This window comes from Mesorhizobium sp. WSM4849, assembly GCF_055811385.1.
On record NZ_JBVVPW010000036.1, the window covers coordinates 1 to 18,663 of the forward strand.

An 18,663-nucleotide genomic window follows, 5' to 3' on the forward strand; every position below is an offset into this window, starting at 1 on the left:
GTCCCCTCTCCGTCTCGACTTCGCCGAGCCACCTCTCCCCACTTTCGTGGGGCGAGGAACCCAAGCTGGAATGAAGCTGCGCTCCGGCACACCCCCCTGCCTTGGCGGCCACAGCTATTTTGTTCTGGCTTTGTGCCGGCAGTTGTGCTAGTAATTTCTGCATGGTGCTGATTTGCGCCAGCGACCCGCCCCTGAGGCGGGTTTGTTATTTTAGCCGATCTTCGACCGGCGCAGGTCTGGTCTGGGCGTCACGCAGCGATAACAATCACCGACAGCAAGCCGAACAGCGCGATCAGCAGAAAGTCGGCTACCCGGTAGAGTTTCAGTGCCCGCCTGATGTCGACACTCTCGGCATCGCGGTGGCCGCCTTCGCCCATGAATGCATCGTCGACCATGACGCCGTCATAGGAGCGCGGCCCGGCGAGCGCCAACCCGAGCGCGCCGGCCATCGCGGCCTCAGGCCAGCCGGCGTTGGGCGAGCGGTGTTTTTTCGCGTCGCGCAGCACTGTGCGCCAGGCGTTGCCGGCATCGGCGTCTTTGACGAAGAAGGCGGCCAGCACGATGAGCAGCGCGGTCAGCCGCGACGCCGGCAGGTTGATCAGATCGTCGAAGCGCGCTGCCGCCTGGCCGAAGGCCTCGTGGCGCGGCGTGCGGTGGCCGATCATCGAATCGGCGGTGTTGGCAGCCTTGTAGGCGACGCCGCCGGCCAGCCCACCGACGCCGATCCAGAAGACGGGCGCGACGACGCCGTCGGAAAAATTCTCGGCCAGGCTTTCGATCGCCGCGCGGCAGACGCCGGCTTTGTCGAGCTTTTTCGGATCGCGGCCGACGATCCGTGAAACGGCAGCACGGCCGATGTCGAGCCCGCCATTGTCGAGTCCGTCGGCCACCTGCTCGACATGCTCGGCCAGGCTCTTCTGCGACAGCAGCGATGTCGCCAGAATTGCCGTGAGGACCAGTCCGGCTGGAATGCCCGAAAGCACGGTTTCAACCGCGAAAGCGATGGTGGCCGGCACCAGCACGATGATCAGCAGTGCATCAATGCCGCGCCGACGACGGACGGCGTCGGAATCAATGGCGCGGTTGAGCCTGCGGTCGAGAAAGGATATCAGCCTACCGAACCAGGTGACGGGATGGCCGATGGCGCCAAGCAGCCAGCCCGGGTAGCCGACAGCGAATTCAACAACCAGTGACAGGAAAGCGATCAGGATCGACATGAAGTCTCTTGATGGAGCGGCGGCAGTGTTGGATCACGGCGGAAGCCTTGGCCGGGCGTTGGCGCTTTTTCCCAATGCGCCGCAGCCCTTCGTCGACCTCTCGACCGGTATCAATCCGCACTCCTACCCGTTTTTCGAGCCGCCCGCCACCGCTCTGTCAAGATTGCCGGAAGCTTCGCGCGCCCGTGAGTTGGCCAACGTCGCGGCAAGCGCCTATGGCGCGCCATCGGCAGCGAATGTGGTGGCGGCACCGGGCACGCAGATCCTGTTGCCGCGCGTCGCCTCGCTGGCGAGCCCCGGCAAGGCGCTGGTGTTTGGGCCGACTTATGCCGAACATCAGCGGGCAGCGGCGATCGTCGGTCATGCGGTGATGGAGGTCGACGATTTCGAGGCCCTGGCAGGAGCCGACCTCGCCATCGTCGTCAACCCCAACAATCCGGACGGGCGCGTCATCGAACGCAAGAAGCTGCTTGGGCTTGCCGGAAGATTGCGCGCCAAAGGCGGAGTGCTGGTCGTCGACGAAGCCTTCATGGATGTCGGCCCGCGCGCGGAAAGCCTGGCCGGCGATGTCGAGCAAGGCAGCATGGTCGTGCTGCGCTCCTTCGGCAAGTTCTTTGGCCTCGCCGGCCTGCGGCTTGGCTTTGCACTGGCCGACGCGCTGACAGTCGAACGGCTACAGGCGCAATTCGGACCGTGGGCTGTTGCCGGACCGGCGCTCGAATATGGCATCCGCGCGCTTGCCGACGTGGATTGGCAGGTCGAGATGCGGCGCCGTCTGGCCGAGGATGCCGCGCGGGTCGATGCGCTGTTCGGCCGCTTCGGCGTTGCTGTTGCCGGCGGCACCACGCTGTTCCGCTATATCAGGCTGGCGGACGCCGCCGGTTTGTTTTCGGTGCTTGGCGAGCGCGGCATCCTGCTCCGCCATTTCTCCGACCGGCCGCATGTGCTGCGCGCCGGGCTGCCGGGCGGGGACGAGGAATGGCAGCGACTCGAATTGGCTCTTGCCGACTGGGCGCAACAACGCGACACCAAGGAGATCAAGCAATGATCCATGTCTGTTCGCTGTCAAAAGTCGAGGAAACCGTCGCGAAGACCGGCGCCGAGCGGCTGCTTTCCCTGCTGGCCGCCGGTACCGAGGTGACGCGGCCGGCCTCGATCGCCCGGGAAAACCATCTGCATCTGGTCATGCACGACATTGCCGTGGCGCAAGAGGGCATGACCATGCCGGGCGAAATCCATGTCCGCAACCTGCTCGATTTCGCGCGCCGATGGGATCGGGCGCGGCCGCTGGTCGTGCATTGCTATGCCGGCATCAGCCGGTCGACCGCCTCGGCCTACATCATCGCGGCAGCACTGGCGCCGAAGCGCTGCGAGGTTGAATTGGCCGAGACGCTGCGCGCGCTGTCGCCGACGGCGACACCCAATCCGCGGTTGGTTGCGGTCGCCGATGCGCTTCTTGATCGCAACGGCCGCATGATCCGCGCGATCGAGGCGATCGGGCGCGGCGCGGAGGCCTTCGAAGGCACGCCTTTTGCGTTGAAGATAGACGGCTGATTCTGGTCAGAGGCCTGATCCGTCCCGATCGGGCTGGGCTGCGCTTGTTTTCACGGCAGCCGTCCAAACTATTTGGTGACCCTTTCCATGTATCGCGTAGCCTCCTCCAAGCCCTTCGGTGCTGGTTCGAACGGTGCGCACTCTTGAAAGCCGAACTTGCGGTAAAGAGTGATAGCACTCGTCATGAATGAAATTGTCACCAGGTTCACTTTTGCGAACTTGGACTGCTCGATAGCATCGAGCGCCGTCGCAAGGAGGCGGGCTCCTACGCCTTTTCCTCGTCCTTCAGGACGCACGAAGAGCTTAACGACCTCGGCAACATCTCTATGGCTGACGTGGCCGACGCAGCCCAAGGCCACAGAGCCAATCCGAGCGAGGTACATCCCTGTGCTGGGCAAGGTGCACTTTTCCAACAAGCTCGCGGCATCGTCAGAATAGTAGGCGGAAATCACGTCTTCCGACGGAAGACCGTGCACGCCGCATTGTGCAACGTCCCATTGACCCATCTCCGCGATGAGTGCGCGGGCTTCATGGAAGTCAGCAAGCGTCAGTGCCTTTGTGACGACAACCATCGCGCACCCACGGATGTGAGACTAGAAACAACCGGCGAGACTTTACTTTACGCACGGTCTGGAAACTAGCGCCATCAAAAGTGGCTGTCTGCCGTGAACCTCAAGCGGGGCGTGTGCAGAAATCCGCATTTCGGCTCACCTTGACCTGAAGTAGACCCCTAGGCCAGCCAGTCGGCCAGCTTCGCCTTGCGCACATCCTTCAACAGGCTGATGAAACCGTCAGCCTGATGGTTGGCGGTAAGCCTGCCTTTTTCGGCCGTTGCAATGCTGGCGTCGCCGACCACGCCGTTCGGGTTGAGATCGGTGGCGATCCAGGCGAAGGCGTGCGTTCCGGTGTGGCGCAGCAGCGAAAATTCCTTTTCAGCGCGGGCGACGTTGGACACGAAATTGTCGGCCTTTGCCATGTCGACCAGATCCGGCCGGAAATGCAGCATCAGCGAGGTCTCGACGTCGCCGCCATGGATGCCGTGGCGGTCCTCAAGCTCTGTATACATGCCGGCCGGCCGGCCAAAGCGCTGCCAGCTTGTCTTCACCGCCAGCATCTTCGCCCGCACGCGCAATTCGCGGGTGATGATGCCCATGATCTCCTCGTTGCCGCCATGCGAGTTGACGACAATCAGTTTCCTTAACCCGGCCCGCGCGATCGACAGGCCAAGCTCGGTCCAGGCCTCGATTAAGGTCGCCGGCGGCAGAGTAAGGGTTCCCGGCGCATGCAGGTGCTCGTTCGACTTGCCCACTGCCTGGACCGGCAGGATGCGGATGTCGAGATCGCCGGGCAGGCGAGCGATCACCGTTTCGAGCATGCCGTTCATGATCGAGGTGTCGGTCGAAACCGGCAGATGCGGCCCGTGCTGTTCGATCGCCGCCACCGGCAGAACCGCGATCGTCGCCTCCGGATCGATGGTGGCGTATTCGGTGGTCCGGTAGTCGCCCCACCACACGCGTTTGTTTGTTCCGGCCATTTTGAACCTCGAAGATACGGAATGCTCGTCTGCGCTGCCCCTCACCCTTACCCTCTCCCCGTGAAGGACGGGGAGAGGGGGATTGCCAGGCGGACGAGGGGCAGCACCAGCCTTTGTCGTGTAACTTGAGATCACTGGCCTGTCGATTCTCAGCCTTCACCCTGCCGCGATGATCTCGATCTCGACCTTGAATTCCGGCCGGGCGAAACCGGAGACGATCATCAGCGTCGAAGCCGGCGCCGGGCTGGTGAACAGGCGGTCGCGAACGTCCATATAGGGTCGCAGGAAGGCGCGGTCGGTGACATAGGCGTTGATGCGGACGATGTCGGAAAGTCCAAGCCCGGCGTCGCCGAGAATCGCGGCGATATTCCCGAAACAGAGTTCGGCCTGTGCGCCGGCATCCTCCGGGATCTGATCGTCCGGAGTGATGGCGACCTGGCCCGAACACAGCACCAGCCGTTTGCCGGGCGGTACCTCGACGCCATGGCTATAGCGGGCGAAGGGCGGCTTGATCGACTTCGGCGTCAGGAATTTGAACATGGAAATCTCCAATCTGATGTGAGCCTAAAGCCGGATTGGCGGCCCCCTCAAGATGCAGTGCATGCTATCAGGGCGATTGTGGACAGGCGTTCAAAAAATAGGCACGATGCCTTCGGTACAGCATGACCCGTCCGGCCTTCGGGCACGACTGTTGCGCAGGCGGGCGGTCCCGGCGATGGCATGTGTCTTGCTTCTTTGAACCGATGGTGTCGAGCCCGGCGCGTGGCGCGCCGGAGCCAATAAAGGGTGGTGTGGATGGACGGAAAATTTAAGATCTCGGCGGGTGCGATCGTGCTGCTTGCCGCAAGTACGCTGAGCGCAGCAGCGAACGAGAAGGTCACCTTCGGCACCAACTGGCTGGCCGAACCGGAACATGGCGGCTACTACCAGGCTGTGGCGGACGGCACCTATGCGGCGTGCGGCGTCGACGTGACGATCATGCAAGGCGGCCCGCAGGTCAGCGGCCGGCCGCTGCTGCTCGCCGGCAAGATCGATTTCTATATGGGCGGCAATTTGCTGTCGGCGTTCGACGCCGTGCAGCAGGGCATTCCGATGCGCGTCGTGGCCGCCGACTTCCAGAAGGATCCGCAGGTCATCATGTCCCAGCCTGGCCAGGGCCTGGACAAATGGGAGGATCTGAAAAACGCCGAGCAGTACATCCTCGGCGACGAGGGCGCGCAGACCTTCTTCCAGTGGATGGTGACGGAACTCGGTTTCGATGCCGCCAAACGCGTGCCCTACACCTTCAATCCGGCGCCCTTCATCGCCAACCAGAAGTCGATCCAGCAAGGCTATGTCACCTCGGAGCCGTTCGCCGTCCAGAAGCAGGGCGGTTTCACGCCGAACCAGTTCCTGCTGGCCGACTATGGCTGGGACACCTATGCGACCACGGTCGAGACCATGCAGGAGACGATCGACAAGCGGCCCGAGGTCGTACAGTGCTTCGTCGATGGTTCGGCCAAGGGTTGGTACAGCTACCTCTACGGCGACAACAAGGCCGCCAACGAGATGATCAAGAAGGAAAATCCGGATATGACGGATGAGCAGATCGCGTTTTCGATCGAGCAGATGAAGAAATTCGGTATCGTCGATTCCGGCGACACGGAAAAACTCGGCATCGGCGCGATGACCGACGCACGCATCCAAAGCTTCTACGACAAGATGGTCAAGGCCAAGGTCGTGCCGGCCGGCGTCGATATCAAGAAGTCCTACACGCTGGCCTTCGTCAACAAGGGCGTCGGGCTCGACCTGAAGAAATAGCGCTCAGGCATGATGCAGGAGAAAGTGGCGCAAGCGCCGGCAAGCGCATCGGGCAAAGGTCCGATGCTGCTGGCGCTGCGCGGCGTCGGCAAGGTCTTTTCCAACGGCGTGACAGCGCTCAGCGACGTCGACCTGACGATCAGGGAAGGCGATTTCCTCAGCCTTCTCGGCCCGTCCGGCTGCGGCAAGTCGACGGCCTTGCGCCTCATTGCGGGTCTGGCGACGCCGACCTCCGGCCTGCTCGACTGGCGCGGCAGCAGCGCCTTCGACCGCTCGAATATCGGCTTCGTCTTCCAGGAGCCGACGCTGCTGCCCTGGGCCGATGTCTTCGACAATGTCTGGCTGCCGCTGCGCCTGAAGGGCGTGTCGCGAGCCAAGGCTGCGCCGGCGGTGATGGAGATGCTGGCGCGGGTTCACCTGACCGGCTTCGAGAATGCCGTGCCGCGCGAACTGTCCGGCGGCATGAAGATGCGCGTCTCGATCGCCCGCGCCATGGTGACCAAGCCGCGTATTTTGCTGATGGACGAGCCGTTCGCGGCGCTCGACGAGATCACCCGCTTCAAGCTCAACAACGATCTCCTGGAACTGTGGCAGGACGAGCGTTTTACCGTCGTCTTCGTCACCCACAGCGTCTTCGAAAGCGTTTTCCTCTCCAATCGCGTTGTTGTCATGGCAGCGCGACCGGGCCGGGTATTCAGGGAACTTGCCATCGATGCGCCCTATCCGCGCAATGAAATCTTCCGCACCTCGCCCGATTATGCCGCGCTCTGCCGCCAAGCGTCCGATGTGCTGATCGGCGCCATCAACTCAACCGCCGGGCCCCATCATGACGGCCATTGAAGAGCAAACTCTGACACTCGACCCCGAGGAGGCGCGTCGCGTGCGCCAGGAGCGGCTCGAGCGGATTGGCCGATGGGTGCTGCCGCTGGCGATCATGATCCTGGCGATCTGGCTGTGGGACCGTATCTGCGTCTGGAATGGCATCCCGAAATATATCCTGCCGCGCCCCGGCGTGGTGTTGCAAACGCTGTTTGACGATGCCGGGCTGCTGTTCTCCTCGCTGCTGGTGACGCTCAGGATCACCTTCCTCAGCCTGCTTCTGGCCGTCATCGGCGGGGTCGGGCTGGCGGTGCTGTTTGCGCAATCGAAATGGGTCGAGATGTCGTTCTTCCCGTTTGCCATCGTCCTGCAGGTGACGCCGATCGTCGCGATCTTCCCGCTGATCAATATCTATGTCGACAACCAGACGACGAAGCTCCTGCTGTGTGCCTGGATCGTCGCCTTTTTCCCGATCCTGTCCAACACCACGCTTGGCCTCAACTCCGTCGACCGCAACCTCCGCGACATGTTCAAGCTCAACGGCGCAACCCGCTGGCAGCAATTGCGCTACCTGCGCCTGCCGGCAGCGATGCCGTATTTCCTCGGCGGGCTGAAGATCGCCGGCGGCCTGTCGCTGATAGGCGCGGTGGTGGCGGAGTTCGTCGCCGGGGCCACCGGCCAGTCGTCTGGGCTTGCCTCGCGCATCATCGAGGCCGGCTACCGGCTCAACGCACCGCGGCTGTTCGCGGCGCTGATCCTGATCTCGTTCACCGGCATTCTGATCTTCCTGGTGCTGTCACTGATCTCGCATCTGATCCTGCGGCGCTGGCACGAGAGCGCGCTGAAGCAGGAGCGATGAAATGTTGGAGATACCGGCCTCTGGTCCTTATCATCTCACCAACGCCCGGCTTCATGCGTCCCTGACGCCGGGACTCTCCGCTGCCTATGACAGCGATGGGTTTGCGCTCGCCGACATCGCCGTCGCCGACGGCAGGATTTCCAGCATTATCGCGCATCGCCAGTCCAATACACCCGCAGAGGCCGTCGACCTCGGCGGACGCATCGTTATGCCGTGCTTCGTCGACTGCCACACGCACATCGACAAGGGCCATATCTGGCCTCGAAAACCCAATCCGGACGGCACATTCATGGGCGCGCTGAACGCAACCGGCGCCGACCGTGTCGCCCGCTGGAGCGCCGACGACGTCGCCCGCCGCATGGATTTTTCACTGCGCTCCGCCTATGCGCACGGCACCAGGGCACTGCGCACCCATCTCGACAGCGTCGCGCCGCAGGAAGAGATCTCCTGGCCGGTGTTCGAGACGATACGGGAGAAATGGCGTGGCCGCATCGAACTGCAGGCGGCCTGCCTGCTCGGCATCGAAGGCGTGCGCGACAAGAAATGGTTCGAGAGACTGGCCAAACGCGTCGCTGCGGCCAAGGGTGTGCTCGGCGTCGTCACCTATATGCTGCCGGACCTGGAAGAGCTTCTCGACCAGGTGTTCGCGGAGGCAATCAAGCATGGCCTCGACCTCGATTTCCACGCCGACGAGACCGATGATATTTCGGCGATCTCGCTGAAGAAGATCGCCGAGGCGGCCCTGTGGAACGGTTTTGAGGGAAACATCCTTGTCGGCCATTGCTGCTCGCTGGCACGCCAGCCCGATCTCGATGTGCTCGACACGCTGGACAAGGTGGCGAAGGCGCGGCTTGCCGTGGTGTCGCTGCCGATGTGCAATCTCTATCTGCAGGACCGGCGCGGCGACAAGACCACGCCGCGCTGGCGCGGGATAACGCTGCTGCACGAGATGAAGGCGCGCGGGATTCCTGTGGCCGTCGCCTCCGACAACACCCGAGACCCGTTCTACGCCTATGGCGATCTCGATATGCTGGAGGTCTACCGCATGGCGACGCGCATCCTGCATTTCGATCACCCGGTCGGCGACTGGCCGCAAGCGGTGACTTCGACACCAGCCCAGGTGATGCGGCTCGATGGCTTCGGCACGCTCGCCGCCAGCGGTGCTGCTGACTTCGTCGTCTTTAGGGGACGGAACTGGACGGAATTGCTGTCGCGGCCCGAATCGGATCGCATCGTCGTACGCGAGGGTCGCGCCATCGAACGCTGCTTGCCCGATTATGCCGAACTCGATGATCTGATGGTGGAATGATGGACCTGGCTGCCCTGAAACGCGATCTCGACGGTCTGAAGATCGACGACCATCCGGCGATCGTCCAGCAGAAGAGCCGCGACTTCTACTGGTACAGTCCGGTGCTGAAGCTGCAGCTCGACCATGTCGCCGGCGACATGATCGTGACACCGATGACGGAAGACGAGGTGATCCGTGTGCTTGCCGCTTGCCACCGGCATGGCGTTCCGGTGACGCCGCGCGGCAGCGGCACCGGCAATTACGGGCAGGCGATGCCTTTGTCCGGCGGCGTCGTCCTCAATCTCGCCGAGTTGAATGCAGTCAAGACGATCGCGCCCGGCCGCGTCGTGACCGGACCGGGTGCGGTCCTCGCCGAGATCGACAGAGCGACGCGCGCGCATTCCGGCCAGGAGCTGCGGATGTCGCCATCGACCTACAACACGGCGAGCATAGGCGGCTTTGTCGCCGGCGGTTCGGGCGGTGTCGGCTCGATCCGCTGGGGTGGCCTGCGCGACCTCGGCAATGTCATCCGGCTGCGGACCGTGACGATGGAAGCGGAGCCTCGCATCATGGACCTTACCGGCGAGGAGGTGCTGAAGGTGATGCACGCCTACGGCACCAATGGCATCATCACCGAGGTCGAGATGCCGCTGACCGCTGCTTACGACTGGATCGACGTCATCGTCGGCTTCGACGACTTCATGGATGCGGCCGGCTTCGGCAATGACCTGGCCATCCAGGACGGCATTCTGGCGAAGCTGATCACGCCGATCGCCGCGCCGATCCCCTATGACTATTTCAAGCGGCATCAAAGGTTCTTCCGGCGCGAGCAAAGCATCGTCGTCTGCATGATCGCGCCGCAGGCGATGGACGCCTTTGTCGCCCTCACGGGACGCAGCAAGGGCGACATCGTCTTCCGCGCCGACAAGGAGGCCGATCTCAAGGGCCTGCCGCCGGCCTATGAGCTGACCTGGAACCACACGACGCTGCGCGCTATCAGGGTCGACCCTGATATTACCTATCTGCAGACCCGCTATCCTTCGCCGGATCACCTCGCTTACGTCAAGGCGATGATCGACCGCTTCGGCGACGAAGTGCCGACACATCTCGAATTCATCCGCTTCGACGGCGCGATCGGCGTGGCCGGGCTGCCGTTGGTGCGCTTCACAACGGCGGAGCGGCTCGACGAGATCATCCGCATCCATGAGGACAATGGCTGCTGGGTTTTCAATCCGCACCGCTACACGCTGGAAGAGGGCGGTATGAAGCAGACGGACGAGGTGCAGCTCGCCTTCAAGCGCGAGACAGACCCGCAAGGGCTGCTCAATCCGGGCAAGATGATCGCCTGGGAAAACCCGGACTACGACTATCGCTCGGGCAAGTCGTTCCTGTTCAAGGGGTTGCAGAAGGCGGGGTGATGAACATCCTCGTTCTCTACGCCGATCCGGTCGAGACCAGCTTCAATGCCGGTTTGCACAAGGTGATCGTCGAGCGGCTGACGGTCGCCGGCCACGCGGTCGACGACTGCGATCTCTATGCCGAGAATTTCGATCCGCGGCTGACGCGGGCCGAGCGGCTCGGCTATCACGACGAGCGCGGCGCCGGTGACCCGGCAGCGCCCTATGTCGAGCGCCTGCTGCGGGCAGAGGCGCTGGTGCTGTCGTTTCCGGTGTGGAACTTCGGCTATCCGGCGATCCTGAAAGGCTTTTTCGACCGCGTCTTCCTGCCTGGCGTCTCGTTCAAGCTGGTCAATGGCAAGGTGCAGCCGTCGCTGCACAACATCCGCAAGCTGGCGGCGGTCACCACCTATGGCGGCAGCCAGTTCCACGCCATGCTGATGGGCGACCCGCCGCGCAAGCTGGTCAAGCGTGTGTTGCGCGCCGCGGTCAAGCCAGGTGCCTCCGTGTCCTATCTCGCACATTATTCGATGAACCTGTCGACCGATGAAACGCGGAAGAGATTCACAGCGAAGGTCGCGGCCAGCATGGAAGCGTTCTGATGCGGGTCCTGGTGGTTTACTGCCATCCTGTGCCCGAAAGCTTTTGCGCCTCGATCCGGGATAGTGCCATCGAGGTGCTGAAGGCGAGGGGCTGGGAGGTGCGGCTGCTCGACCTCTATGCGGAGAATTTCGATCCGGTCATGGGCTGCGGCGAGCGACGCTCCTACAATGAGCACGCCCCGCAGGATCCGGCGCTCAAGCGGCATATCGAAAATCTCAGTTGGGCCCAGGCAATCCTCTTCATCTATCCGACATGGTGGTATGGGCTGCCGGCAATGCTGAAGGGCTGGCTCGACCGGGTCTGGGCGACCGACGTCGCCTTCCGGCTGCCGGCCGGCAAGGGGCGGATCCAGTCGCTGATGAGGCATGTGACGAAGATAGGGGTGATCACGACCTGCGGCGCACCGACCTGGTGGAGCGTCGTCGTCGGCCAGCCGGGACGCAAGACAATCCTGCGCGGCATGCGGGCGCTCTGCGCCACCCGCTGCAGGACGTTCTTTCTGGCGCACTACCTGATGGACTCATCGACACCGAAGACGAGGGCGGCGTTTGTGGAGAAAGTGCGAACGAAGCTGGAGCGGTTTTGAGCTACATCCGCACCCGTTCCGACTTCGGATCATACATCGGCTTCAGCGATGCCTCGGCGGCGAAGCGCTCGCCTGCGATTTCGATCGCGTAGGACGACGACAGCACATCCGCCTCACTCTCGCCTTGGCACGGCACGTAGCCTAGGCCGATAGCGCCGCCGATATGATGGCCGTAGTTGCCCGAGGTGACCGGGCCGACAATCTTGCCGTCGCGCAGGATCGCTTCGTTGTGGAAGAGCAGCGGTTGCGTGTCTTTCAGGCGGAACTGCACCAGCCGCCGGTTCAATCCGGTTTCCTTCTTCCTCAGCACGGCATCGCGGCCAAGAAAATCGCCCTTGGCGGTCTTCACTGCGAAGCCGAGGCCTGCCTCCAGCACATTGTCCTCGTCGGTGATGTCGTGGCCGAAATGCCGGAACGCCTTTTCGATGCGGCAGGAATCCAGCGTGTGCAGGCCGCAGAGTTTCAGGCCGACATCGGCGCCGGCCTCCTCGATCGCCTCGAACACGTGGGCTGCCTGATCGGTCGAGACATAAAGCTCCCAACCCAGTTCGCCGACATAGGTCACACGATGGGCACGGGCCAGCCCCATGCCGATTTCTATCTCCTGAAACGTTCCGAATGGATTGGTTTCGTTGGAGAAATCGTTCGGGCTCAGCTTTTGAATCAGCTTCCTCGCATCCGGACCCATCAGGCAGAGCACGGCTTCGGCAGCGGTCACATCAGTGATCACGACGAATTCATCGGAGAGGTGTTTTTTTAGCCACGCGAGATCGCGCTGCAGCGTCGCGCCGGGCACGACGAGGAAGAAGGCGGTTTCCGACAGGCGCGAGACGGTGAGGTCGCTCTCGATGCCGCCGCGCTGGTTGAGCATCTGGGTGTAGACGATCTTGCCCGGCGCCACGTCCATGTCATTGGCGCAAAGCTTTTGCAGGAAGGCGCAGGCATCGCGGCCCTCGACACGGATCTTGCCGAAGGAGGTCATGTCGAACAGCCCGACACCGTTCCGGACCGCCAGATGTTCGTCGCGCTGGTTGTCGAACCAGTTCTGCCGTTTCCAGGAATAGCGGTACTCGCGCTCCTGGCCGGGCCTAGCATACCAGTTGGCGCGCTCCCAGCCGGCGACTTCGCCGAACACCGCGCCGCGCGCCTTCAGATGTTCGTGCAGTGGCGAGCGCCTGATGTTCCGCGAGGTCGCCATCTGACGGTACGGGAAATGGTCGGCGTAGAGCAGGCCGAGCGTCTCGGAGACGCGCTCCTTCAGATAACGGCGGTTCTTCTGGAACGGCTGGACGCGGCGGATATCGACCTCCCACAGGTCGAAGGGTGCCTCGCCGTCGTTGATCCATTGCGCCAGGGCCATGCCGGCGCCACCGGAGGAGACGATGCCGATCGAATTGTAGCCGGTCGCCATCCAGTAGCCGGAAAGCTCCGGCGCCTCGCCAAGATAGTAGCGGTCGTCGGGGGTAAAACTCTCGGGACCGTTGAAGAAGGTGTGGATGCCGGCGCTGGCCAGCATCGGCATGCGGTTGACGCCCATTTCGAGGATCGGCTCGAAATGCCCGAAATCCTCGGGCAACTGGTCGAAGCAGAAATCTTCGCTTATGCCGTCCATGCCCCAGGGCTTGGCCACCGGCTCGAAGGCACCGAGCATCATCTTGCCGGCGTCTTCCTTGTAGTAGGCGCATTCGTCCGGCACGCGCAGCACCGGCAGGCGGGCCAGGCCGGGGATCGGTTCGGTGACGAGGTAAAAGTGCTCGCAGGCATGCAGCGGGATGGTGACGCCGTTCTGGCGCCCGAGCTCGCGCGCCCACATGCCTGCGCAATTGACGACGACATCGGCTTCGATCATGCCTTGCTCGTCGCCCTGCGTCCAGGAAACGCCGGTGACGCGATCATCCCTGGTATGGACTTTCGTGACCTTCACATTTTCCACGATCGTCGCACCGCGCTGACGCGCACCCTTGGCCAGCGCCATGGCGATATTGGCTGGGTCGCATTGGCCGTCGAGCGGTAGATGCACGGCGCCGACTACATCGGAAATGTTGAGATGCGGATACATCTCCTTGACTTCACCAGGCGAAATCTCGCGCACGTCGACATCGAAGGCGCGGGCGAGAGACGCCTGCCTATAAATCTCGTGCTTGCGCTCCTCGGTCAGCGCCACGGTGATCGAGCCGACCTGGCGCATGCCGGTGCCGACATCGGTTTCGGCTTCCAGCTTGATGTAGAGATCGGCCGAATATTTCGCCAGCCGCGTCATGTTCTGCGAGCCGCGCAACTGGCCGATCAGGCCGGCGGCGTGCCATGTCGTGCCCGATGTCAGCTGCTTTCGTTCGAGCAGCACGATGTCGGTCCAGCCGAGCTTGGCCAGATGGTAGGCGACCGAGCAGCCCGAGACACCGCCGCCGATGATGACGGCCCTTGCTTTCGTAGGGATGACTTTGGTCGGAATGGTTTTGGGGGGCAGGGCGCTCATGCAGCCTCACGGCGATAGCTGGAAGCAAAGCGGCGCAAGCGAGTGGCTGCTTCCAAAAGCACCGCCTCGGGCTGGCAGAGGCTGACGCGAATATGGCCGGCGGCCGCCTCGCCGAAGCTTGAGCCCGGCATCACGCCGACCTTTTTCTTGTCGAGGAGAGCCCAGGCGAATTTCTCGTCGTCCGGCTCGAGAGCCGAGATGTCGAGCATGACATACATGCCGCCTTCGGAGCCGCGCACGGTGACGTTGTTCATGCCGCGCATGGCATCGAGGACGATGGTGCGCCTTGCAGCATAGCGTTCGGCAATTTCCTTGACGCCGTGGCCGTTTTCCAGCGCCTCGGCGCAAGCGAGGCTGATGAAGGCCGGCAGGCCGTAGGTCGTCACCAGATTGAGGCTGGTCAGCAGCGAGATCATCTCTTCGGGCCCGGTCAGCCAGCCCATGCGCCAGCCGGTCATGCCGTGGCTCTTCGACATGGAATTGATGACCAGCGTGCGATCCGCCATGCCGGGCAACGAACGCGGCGAGATGTGCTCGCCACCGCCCAGCGTCCAATAGACCTCGTCCGACAGCAGCCAGAGGTCATATTCCCGGCAGATCTGCGCCAGCTCTTCAAGCCGCTGGCGCGAATAGACAGCACCCGTCGGGTTGTTCGGCGTGTTGATGAGGATGGCGCGCGTGTTCGGCCGAAGCGCCGCGCGAATGTCGGCTTCTCGCGGCTGAAAACCATCCTCGGCGGGCGTCTCGACCACCGTGAAATCGGCGCCCGCTGCACTGAACGTGTTGGGGTAGGTCGCGTAATAGGGCGCGACCACGATGGCATGGTCGCCCTGGTCGAGAACGGCCTGCACCGCCGCATACAGCGCTGCTTGTCCGCCTGGCGTGGCGATGACCTGATCGGAGTCGGTCACAATGCCGGTGCAGGCGGTCGAGGCGGCCGCCATTGCCTTGCGCAGGCGCGGAATGCCGGCAAGCGGGGTATAGTGGTGGTTGCTGGCGCGAACCGCGGTCACGCAGGCTTCGATCGTCTGCGCCGGCGTGTCGAAATCATGGTCGCCGACCGACAGCATGATGATGTCCTCGCCAGCCTGCTTGCGCGCCCAGGCGGCGGAATGAACCTCCCAGCCGTCCTTGCCGGAAGGCACGATGCCGGAAATGCGCGATGATGGTCTGGGCATTATGCTACTCCCGAAATTTCGTAGCCGGCCTGTTCGAGCCGGTCGCGCAGGGCGGCGATATGGGGCGGTCCGACTTCGCAGCAGCCGCCGACGATGGAGGCGCCGGCCTCGACCCAGCCGATCGCCTGGCCGGCATAGGCACGCGGATCGAGGTCGTGGCGGGCGTGCAGCACCTCCACGGTGCCGCCATGCTTGAGCGCATCAATCGAGGTGAAGCCGTTGGCATAGGCGCCAACCGGACCGCCGAGGCCTATCAGTTCGGGCAGCGCTGCAGCGATCGCTTCGGGCCGGCAGCAATTGATCAGTCTAGCTGCGACCGGCAGCCCGTCGAGAGCGCTCGACGCAGCCGCTATGGCTTCGCCGCTGCGCAGGCGCGGCGTGCCGTGATCGGCAAGCGTCCACGACACCCACACCGGCTTGCCGCTTTCCGAAGCCGCGGTGACAGCGGCGCGCGCCTCCTCGGCCGACGCCATGGTCTCGCACAGGAACAGATCGACGCCGTCAGCCTGCTCGGCAACGATGCGACGGTAGATGTCGAGCGTATCCTGGAAGGAGATCGTCAGTGCCGGTGCATAGCTGCCGAACAGCGGCGACAGGCAGCCGGCGATGGCCGCATCGCCGGCCTGATCGCGAGCTTGCCTTGCCAGTTCTATGCCGCGCTTCTGCAGCGGCTTGAACAGCTCTTCCGCGCCCTCCCGCGCCAGCCGCTCGGGCGTCGCGGAATAGGTGTTGATGGTGATGACGCGGGCGCCGGCCCGGATGAACTCCGCATGCAGGTCGCGCACCAGGTCCGGTTCGTCGATCAGCACCCTGGCCGACCATAGCGGGGTGGGTTCGGAGCTGCTGCGGCGTACCAGTTCCTGGCCCATGCCGCCATCGGTGAGAATGACAGTCTTCACGCGCGCAACCTCTCGTTCTTTGGATCCCACAGCGGTTCGTCCTTCTGCACGATTGCCCTGAAGCGCTCGCCGAAGATCTCGACCTCGACCGCGGTTCCCGGCTCAGTAAGATCGGCGCGCAGCATGCCGAGCGCGATCGATTTGTCGATGCGATGACCCCAGCCGCCGGACGTCGTCTCGCCGACGATCCGGCCGTCATGCCACAGCGTCGACATATAGGGCGCATCGCAGTCGCCGGGGTTTTCGACGACCAGCGTGACGAAACGCTTCTTGACGCCCTGCTGCTTCTCGTTTTGCAGTGCCGCCTTGCCGCGGAATTCCGGCTTGTCCCATTTCACGAAACGCTCCAACCCGCCCTGCAGGATCGAATAGTCGGTCGACAGGTCACCTTTCCAGGCGCGGTAGCCTTTTTCGAGCCGCAGCGAATCCAGCGCGTACATGCCGAACGGCTTCAGGCCATGCTTCTGGCCGGCCGCCCAGACGGCGTCGAAGACGGCGGCGGTGTCGTCGACCTTGGTGTGGATTTCCCAGCCGAGTTCGCCGGCGAAGGACACACGCACCAGCCTTGCCCAACGGCCGGCGATTGTCGTCTCCTGGTGCGTCAGCCAAGGCAGAGCAAGGTCTGCGGCGCAGACATCGGCGAGGATTTTTCGCGCGTTGGGCCCGGCGAGGATCTGCGTGGCGTATTCCTCGGTCCGATCGACCAGCTTGAAGGAGGCGTCCTTCGGCATGCGCGATTTCAGCCACTCGAAATCATGCCACTGCGCCACGGCGGCGGTGATCAGCGTCATCAAATTCTCGTCATGGCGAACGACAGACATTTCGGTGACGATGCGGCCCTTGTCGTCGGCAAAATAGACGAGGCCGATGCGGCCGGGTTTCGGCACCAGCCCGGTAACCTGTTGGCTCAACCATTCGGCAGCACCCGGACCGTCGAGGTTAAAGCGGGAAAATCCAGGCAGGTCCAAAATGCCGGCGGCGTCGCGCACGGCAAGGCATTCTTCGCGGACGCGATGCTGCCAGGGTCCATCGCGGCGGAAGGTCAGCGTCGCGGCTTCCGAGACGTCGTCGCCGGCTTGCGCGTACCAAGTGGCGCGCTCCCAGCCATTATAGGCGTCGAAGCAGGCGCCGAGCGCCTTGATGCGATGGTGGATCGGCGACAGTTTGCGGTCGCGCCCAGCCGGCCAGGCATGACGCGGGAACTGGATGGCGTATTCGTTGCCGTAGATTTCCATGCCCTTGGCGACGCAGTAATCCGGGGCCGAGGCAAAGCTGGTGAAGCGGCGTGGATCGCAGGACCACATGTCCCATTCGGTCTGGCCCTCAGTCACCCATTCGGCCAACACCTTGCCGGCGCCGCCGCCCTGGGCGATGCCGAAGGTGAAGACGCAGGCCTCGAAGGCGTTCGGCACGCCGGGCATCGGGCCGATCAGCGGGTTGCCGTCCGGCGCGTAGGGGATCGGGCCGTTGATGACCTTGGACAGGCCGGCGGTGCCGAGGATCGGCACGCGGGCGACGGCATCGGCCAGATAGTCCTCCAGCCGGTCGAGATCGTCGGGAAACAGCTGGAACGAAAAATCATCGGGCATCGGGTCGTTATGGCCGACCCAATGCGCACGGCAATTGCGCTCATAGGGGCCGAGATTCATCCCGTTCTTTTCCTGGCGGAGATAGTAGGAGGTGTCGACGTCGCGCAGCAGCGGCAGTTTCTTGCCTTGCTCCTTCGACCATGCGGCCAATTCGGGGATTTCCTCGAACAGGATATATTGATGGCTCATCACCATCATCGGTACGTCGCGGCCGAACATCTTGCCGACTTCAGCCGCGCGGTAGCCGGCGGCGTTGACGACGATCTCGCAGCGGACCTCGCCCTGCGCGGTCTCGACCACCCACTCGTCCTTCTCGCGGCGCACGCCGATGACCGGACAGAAACGGATGATCGTCGCGCCCATGTCGCGGGCGCCCTTGGCCAACGCCTGGGTCAGCTGCGCCGGGTCGATGTCGCCGTCGTTCGGATCGTAGAGCGCGCCCTTCAGCTCATGCGTTTCGATGAACGGGTAGCGGCGCTTGATCTCGTCGAGCCCGACCACATCGATGTCCATGTCCTGATAGCGGCCCATGCCCTTGGCGCGCTGGAACTCCTGCATGCGCTCGGCGGCATGGGCCAGCCTGAGCGAGCCGGTGACGTGGTAGTTCATGGGATAGCCGACTTCGTCAGCCAGCCCACGATAAAGCTCGGTCGAATAGCGCTGCATGTTCATCAGCGACCATGACGAGGAGAAGGTCGGCACGTTGCCGGCCGCATGCCAGGTCGAGCCGGAGGTGAGCTCGTTCTTTTCCAGGAGCACGCAATCGGTCCAGCCCGCCTTGGCGAGATGGTAGAGCGAGGAGGCGCCGACGACACCGCCTCCGATGATCACCACACGTGCCGTGGTCGGCAAACCGGCCATATT

At 63.4% G+C, this 18,663-nt stretch carries 17 protein-coding genes; 9 read left to right on the top strand and 8 right to left on the bottom strand.

Annotation, left to right across the window (positions count from 1 at the left end; translation table 11 throughout):
• Positions 1 to 248 precede the first annotated feature (248 nt).
• Positions 249 to 1,217, bottom strand: coding sequence for an adenosylcobinamide-phosphate synthase CbiB (gene cbiB / locus AC0L3L_RS29820; RefSeq protein ID WP_473485379.1), 969 nt, complete (start codon positions 1,215 to 1,217; stop codon positions 249 to 251).
• On the opposite strand from cbiB, the gene cobD reads away from it, so the two are divergent.
• A complete protein-coding gene (cobD, locus tag AC0L3L_RS29825; protein ID WP_473485380.1) occupies positions 1,216 to 2,265 on the top strand; it encodes a threonine-phosphate decarboxylase CobD in 1,050 nt (349 codons plus the stop codon). The two genes, cbiB and cobD, sit on opposite strands and share 2 nt — an antisense overlap.
• Positions 2,262 to 2,771, top strand: a complete 510-nt coding sequence (locus AC0L3L_RS29830) for a tyrosine phosphatase family protein (protein ID WP_473485381.1) — start codon at positions 2,262 to 2,264, stop codon at positions 2,769 to 2,771. Before cobD ends, AC0L3L_RS29830 begins: the two co-directional genes overlap by 4 nt.
• A gap of 68 nt (positions 2,772 to 2,839) precedes the next feature.
• Here AC0L3L_RS29830 and AC0L3L_RS29835 read toward each other — a convergent pair whose 3' ends face one another.
• The 3 genes from AC0L3L_RS29835 to AC0L3L_RS29845 all read right to left on the bottom strand — a co-directional run bounded on the left by AC0L3L_RS29835 (position 2,840) and on the right by AC0L3L_RS29845 (position 4,845).
• Positions 2,840 to 3,343 carry a GNAT family N-acetyltransferase gene (locus AC0L3L_RS29835; RefSeq protein WP_473640615.1) on the bottom strand — a complete coding sequence of 168 codons (504 nt, stop codon included), beginning with the start codon at positions 3,341 to 3,343 and terminating at the stop codon, positions 2,840 to 2,842.
• Between the two features lie 158 nt (positions 3,344 to 3,501).
• On the bottom strand, positions 3,502 to 4,305 hold the full coding sequence (locus AC0L3L_RS29840) for a creatininase family protein (protein ID WP_473485383.1): 804 nt from the start codon (positions 4,303 to 4,305) through the stop codon (positions 3,502 to 3,504).
• 156 nt (positions 4,306 to 4,461) lie between these two features.
• Positions 4,462 to 4,845: a RidA family protein gene (locus AC0L3L_RS29845; protein WP_473530133.1), complete on the bottom strand. Its 384-nt coding sequence runs from the start codon at positions 4,843 to 4,845 to the stop codon at positions 4,462 to 4,464.
• Positions 4,846 to 5,100: 255 nt separating this feature from the next.
• Between AC0L3L_RS29845 and AC0L3L_RS29850 the strand changes: the two genes are divergently transcribed.
• The 7 genes from AC0L3L_RS29850 to AC0L3L_RS29880 are packed head-to-tail and all read left to right on the top strand — an operon-like array spanning position 5,101 to position 11,657.
• On the top strand, positions 5,101 to 6,105 hold the full coding sequence (locus tag AC0L3L_RS29850) for an ABC transporter substrate-binding protein (protein ID WP_473486625.1): 1,005 nt from the start codon (positions 5,101 to 5,103) through the stop codon (positions 6,103 to 6,105).
• 9 nt (positions 6,106 to 6,114) lie between these two features.
• The gene (locus AC0L3L_RS29855) at positions 6,115 to 6,945 is read left to right on the top strand and encodes an ABC transporter ATP-binding protein (RefSeq protein ID WP_473640616.1); all 831 of its coding nucleotides are present in this window, start codon (positions 6,115 to 6,117) and stop codon (positions 6,943 to 6,945) included.
• Positions 6,932 to 7,783 (top strand): ABC transporter permease, encoded by an 852-nt coding sequence (locus AC0L3L_RS29860; RefSeq protein ID WP_473486623.1) that lies wholly within the window; start codon positions 6,932 to 6,934, stop codon positions 7,781 to 7,783. The genes AC0L3L_RS29855 and AC0L3L_RS29860 overlap by 14 nt, the downstream gene beginning before the upstream one ends.
• A 1-nt stretch (position 7,784) precedes the next feature.
• Complete coding sequence (locus tag AC0L3L_RS29865; protein WP_473640618.1) at positions 7,785 to 9,092, top strand: cytosine deaminase; 1,308 nt, start codon at positions 7,785 to 7,787, stop codon at positions 9,090 to 9,092.
• Positions 9,092 to 10,489 (top strand): FAD-binding oxidoreductase, encoded by a 1,398-nt coding sequence (locus tag AC0L3L_RS29870; protein ID WP_473530135.1) that lies wholly within the window; start codon positions 9,092 to 9,094, stop codon positions 10,487 to 10,489. Before AC0L3L_RS29865 ends, AC0L3L_RS29870 begins: the two co-directional genes overlap by 1 nt.
• Positions 10,489 to 11,070 carry an NAD(P)H-dependent oxidoreductase gene (locus AC0L3L_RS29875; RefSeq protein WP_473486621.1) on the top strand — a complete coding sequence of 194 codons (582 nt, stop codon included), beginning with the start codon at positions 10,489 to 10,491 and terminating at the stop codon, positions 11,068 to 11,070. Before AC0L3L_RS29870 ends, AC0L3L_RS29875 begins: the two co-directional genes overlap by 1 nt.
• Positions 11,070 to 11,657, top strand: coding sequence for an NAD(P)H-dependent oxidoreductase (locus AC0L3L_RS29880; protein ID WP_473530137.1), 588 nt, complete (start codon positions 11,070 to 11,072; stop codon positions 11,655 to 11,657). Before AC0L3L_RS29875 ends, AC0L3L_RS29880 begins: the two co-directional genes overlap by 1 nt.
• 1 nt (position 11,658) lies before the next feature.
• Here AC0L3L_RS29880 and AC0L3L_RS29885 read toward each other — a convergent pair whose 3' ends face one another.
• Genes AC0L3L_RS29885 through AC0L3L_RS29900 form a run of 4 tightly spaced genes read right to left on the bottom strand, consistent with a single transcriptional unit; the run spans position 11,659 to position 18,660 of the window.
• On the bottom strand, positions 11,659 to 14,133 hold the full coding sequence (locus AC0L3L_RS29885) for a GcvT family protein (RefSeq protein WP_473640619.1): 2,475 nt from the start codon (positions 14,131 to 14,133) through the stop codon (positions 11,659 to 11,661).
• Entirely contained in the window at positions 14,130 to 15,311 is a 1,182-nt protein-coding gene (locus AC0L3L_RS29890; protein WP_473486618.1) for a pyridoxal phosphate-dependent aminotransferase, read from the bottom strand. The genes AC0L3L_RS29885 and AC0L3L_RS29890 overlap by 4 nt, the downstream gene beginning before the upstream one ends.
• Positions 15,311 to 16,210, bottom strand: coding sequence for a homocysteine S-methyltransferase family protein (locus tag AC0L3L_RS29895; RefSeq protein ID WP_473640621.1), 900 nt, complete (start codon positions 16,208 to 16,210; stop codon positions 15,311 to 15,313). The genes AC0L3L_RS29890 and AC0L3L_RS29895 overlap by 1 nt, the downstream gene beginning before the upstream one ends.
• Positions 16,207 to 18,660 carry a GcvT family protein gene (locus tag AC0L3L_RS29900; protein ID WP_473640623.1) on the bottom strand — a complete coding sequence of 818 codons (2,454 nt, stop codon included), beginning with the start codon at positions 18,658 to 18,660 and terminating at the stop codon, positions 16,207 to 16,209. Before AC0L3L_RS29900 ends, AC0L3L_RS29895 begins: the two co-directional genes overlap by 4 nt.
• Between the last annotated feature and the right edge of the window lie 3 nt (positions 18,661 to 18,663).

Excerpts from the sequence above, each read along its gene's own strand:
- AC0L3L_RS29875 (WP_473486621.1), top strand. The coding sequence starts at position 10,489 with ATGAACATCCTCGTTCTCTACGCCGATCCGGTCGAGACCAGCTTCAAT.
- AC0L3L_RS29860 (WP_473486623.1), top strand. The coding sequence starts at position 6,932 with ATGACGGCCATTGAAGAGCAAACTCTGACACTCGACCCCGAGGAGGCG.
- AC0L3L_RS29900 (WP_473640623.1), bottom strand. The coding sequence starts at position 18,660 with ATGGCCGGTTTGCCGACCACGGCACGTGTGGTGATCATCGGAGGCGGT.
- AC0L3L_RS29880 (WP_473530137.1), top strand. The coding sequence starts at position 11,070 with ATGCGGGTCCTGGTGGTTTACTGCCATCCTGTGCCCGAAAGCTTTTGC.
- cbiB (WP_473485379.1), bottom strand. The coding sequence starts at position 1,217 with ATGTCGATCCTGATCGCTTTCCTGTCACTGGTTGTTGAATTCGCTGTC.
- AC0L3L_RS29890 (WP_473486618.1), bottom strand. The coding sequence starts at position 15,311 with ATGCCCAGACCATCATCGCGCATTTCCGGCATCGTGCCTTCCGGCAAG.
- AC0L3L_RS29845 (WP_473530133.1), bottom strand. The coding sequence starts at position 4,845 with ATGTTCAAATTCCTGACGCCGAAGTCGATCAAGCCGCCCTTCGCCCGC.
- AC0L3L_RS29865 (WP_473640618.1), top strand. The coding sequence starts at position 7,785 with ATGTTGGAGATACCGGCCTCTGGTCCTTATCATCTCACCAACGCCCGG.
- AC0L3L_RS29850 (WP_473486625.1), top strand. The coding sequence starts at position 5,101 with ATGGACGGAAAATTTAAGATCTCGGCGGGTGCGATCGTGCTGCTTGCC.
- AC0L3L_RS29830 (WP_473485381.1), top strand. The coding sequence starts at position 2,262 with ATGATCCATGTCTGTTCGCTGTCAAAAGTCGAGGAAACCGTCGCGAAG.
- AC0L3L_RS29885 (WP_473640619.1), bottom strand. The coding sequence starts at position 14,133 with ATGAGCGCCCTGCCCCCCAAAACCATTCCGACCAAAGTCATCCCTACG.
- AC0L3L_RS29855 (WP_473640616.1), top strand. The coding sequence starts at position 6,115 with ATGATGCAGGAGAAAGTGGCGCAAGCGCCGGCAAGCGCATCGGGCAAA.
- cobD (WP_473485380.1), top strand. The coding sequence starts at position 1,216 with ATGAAGTCTCTTGATGGAGCGGCGGCAGTGTTGGATCACGGCGGAAGC.
- AC0L3L_RS29870 (WP_473530135.1), top strand. The coding sequence starts at position 9,092 with ATGGACCTGGCTGCCCTGAAACGCGATCTCGACGGTCTGAAGATCGAC.
- AC0L3L_RS29840 (WP_473485383.1), bottom strand. The coding sequence starts at position 4,305 with ATGGCCGGAACAAACAAACGCGTGTGGTGGGGCGACTACCGGACCACC.
- AC0L3L_RS29835 (WP_473640615.1), bottom strand. The coding sequence starts at position 3,343 with ATGGTTGTCGTCACAAAGGCACTGACGCTTGCTGACTTCCATGAAGCC.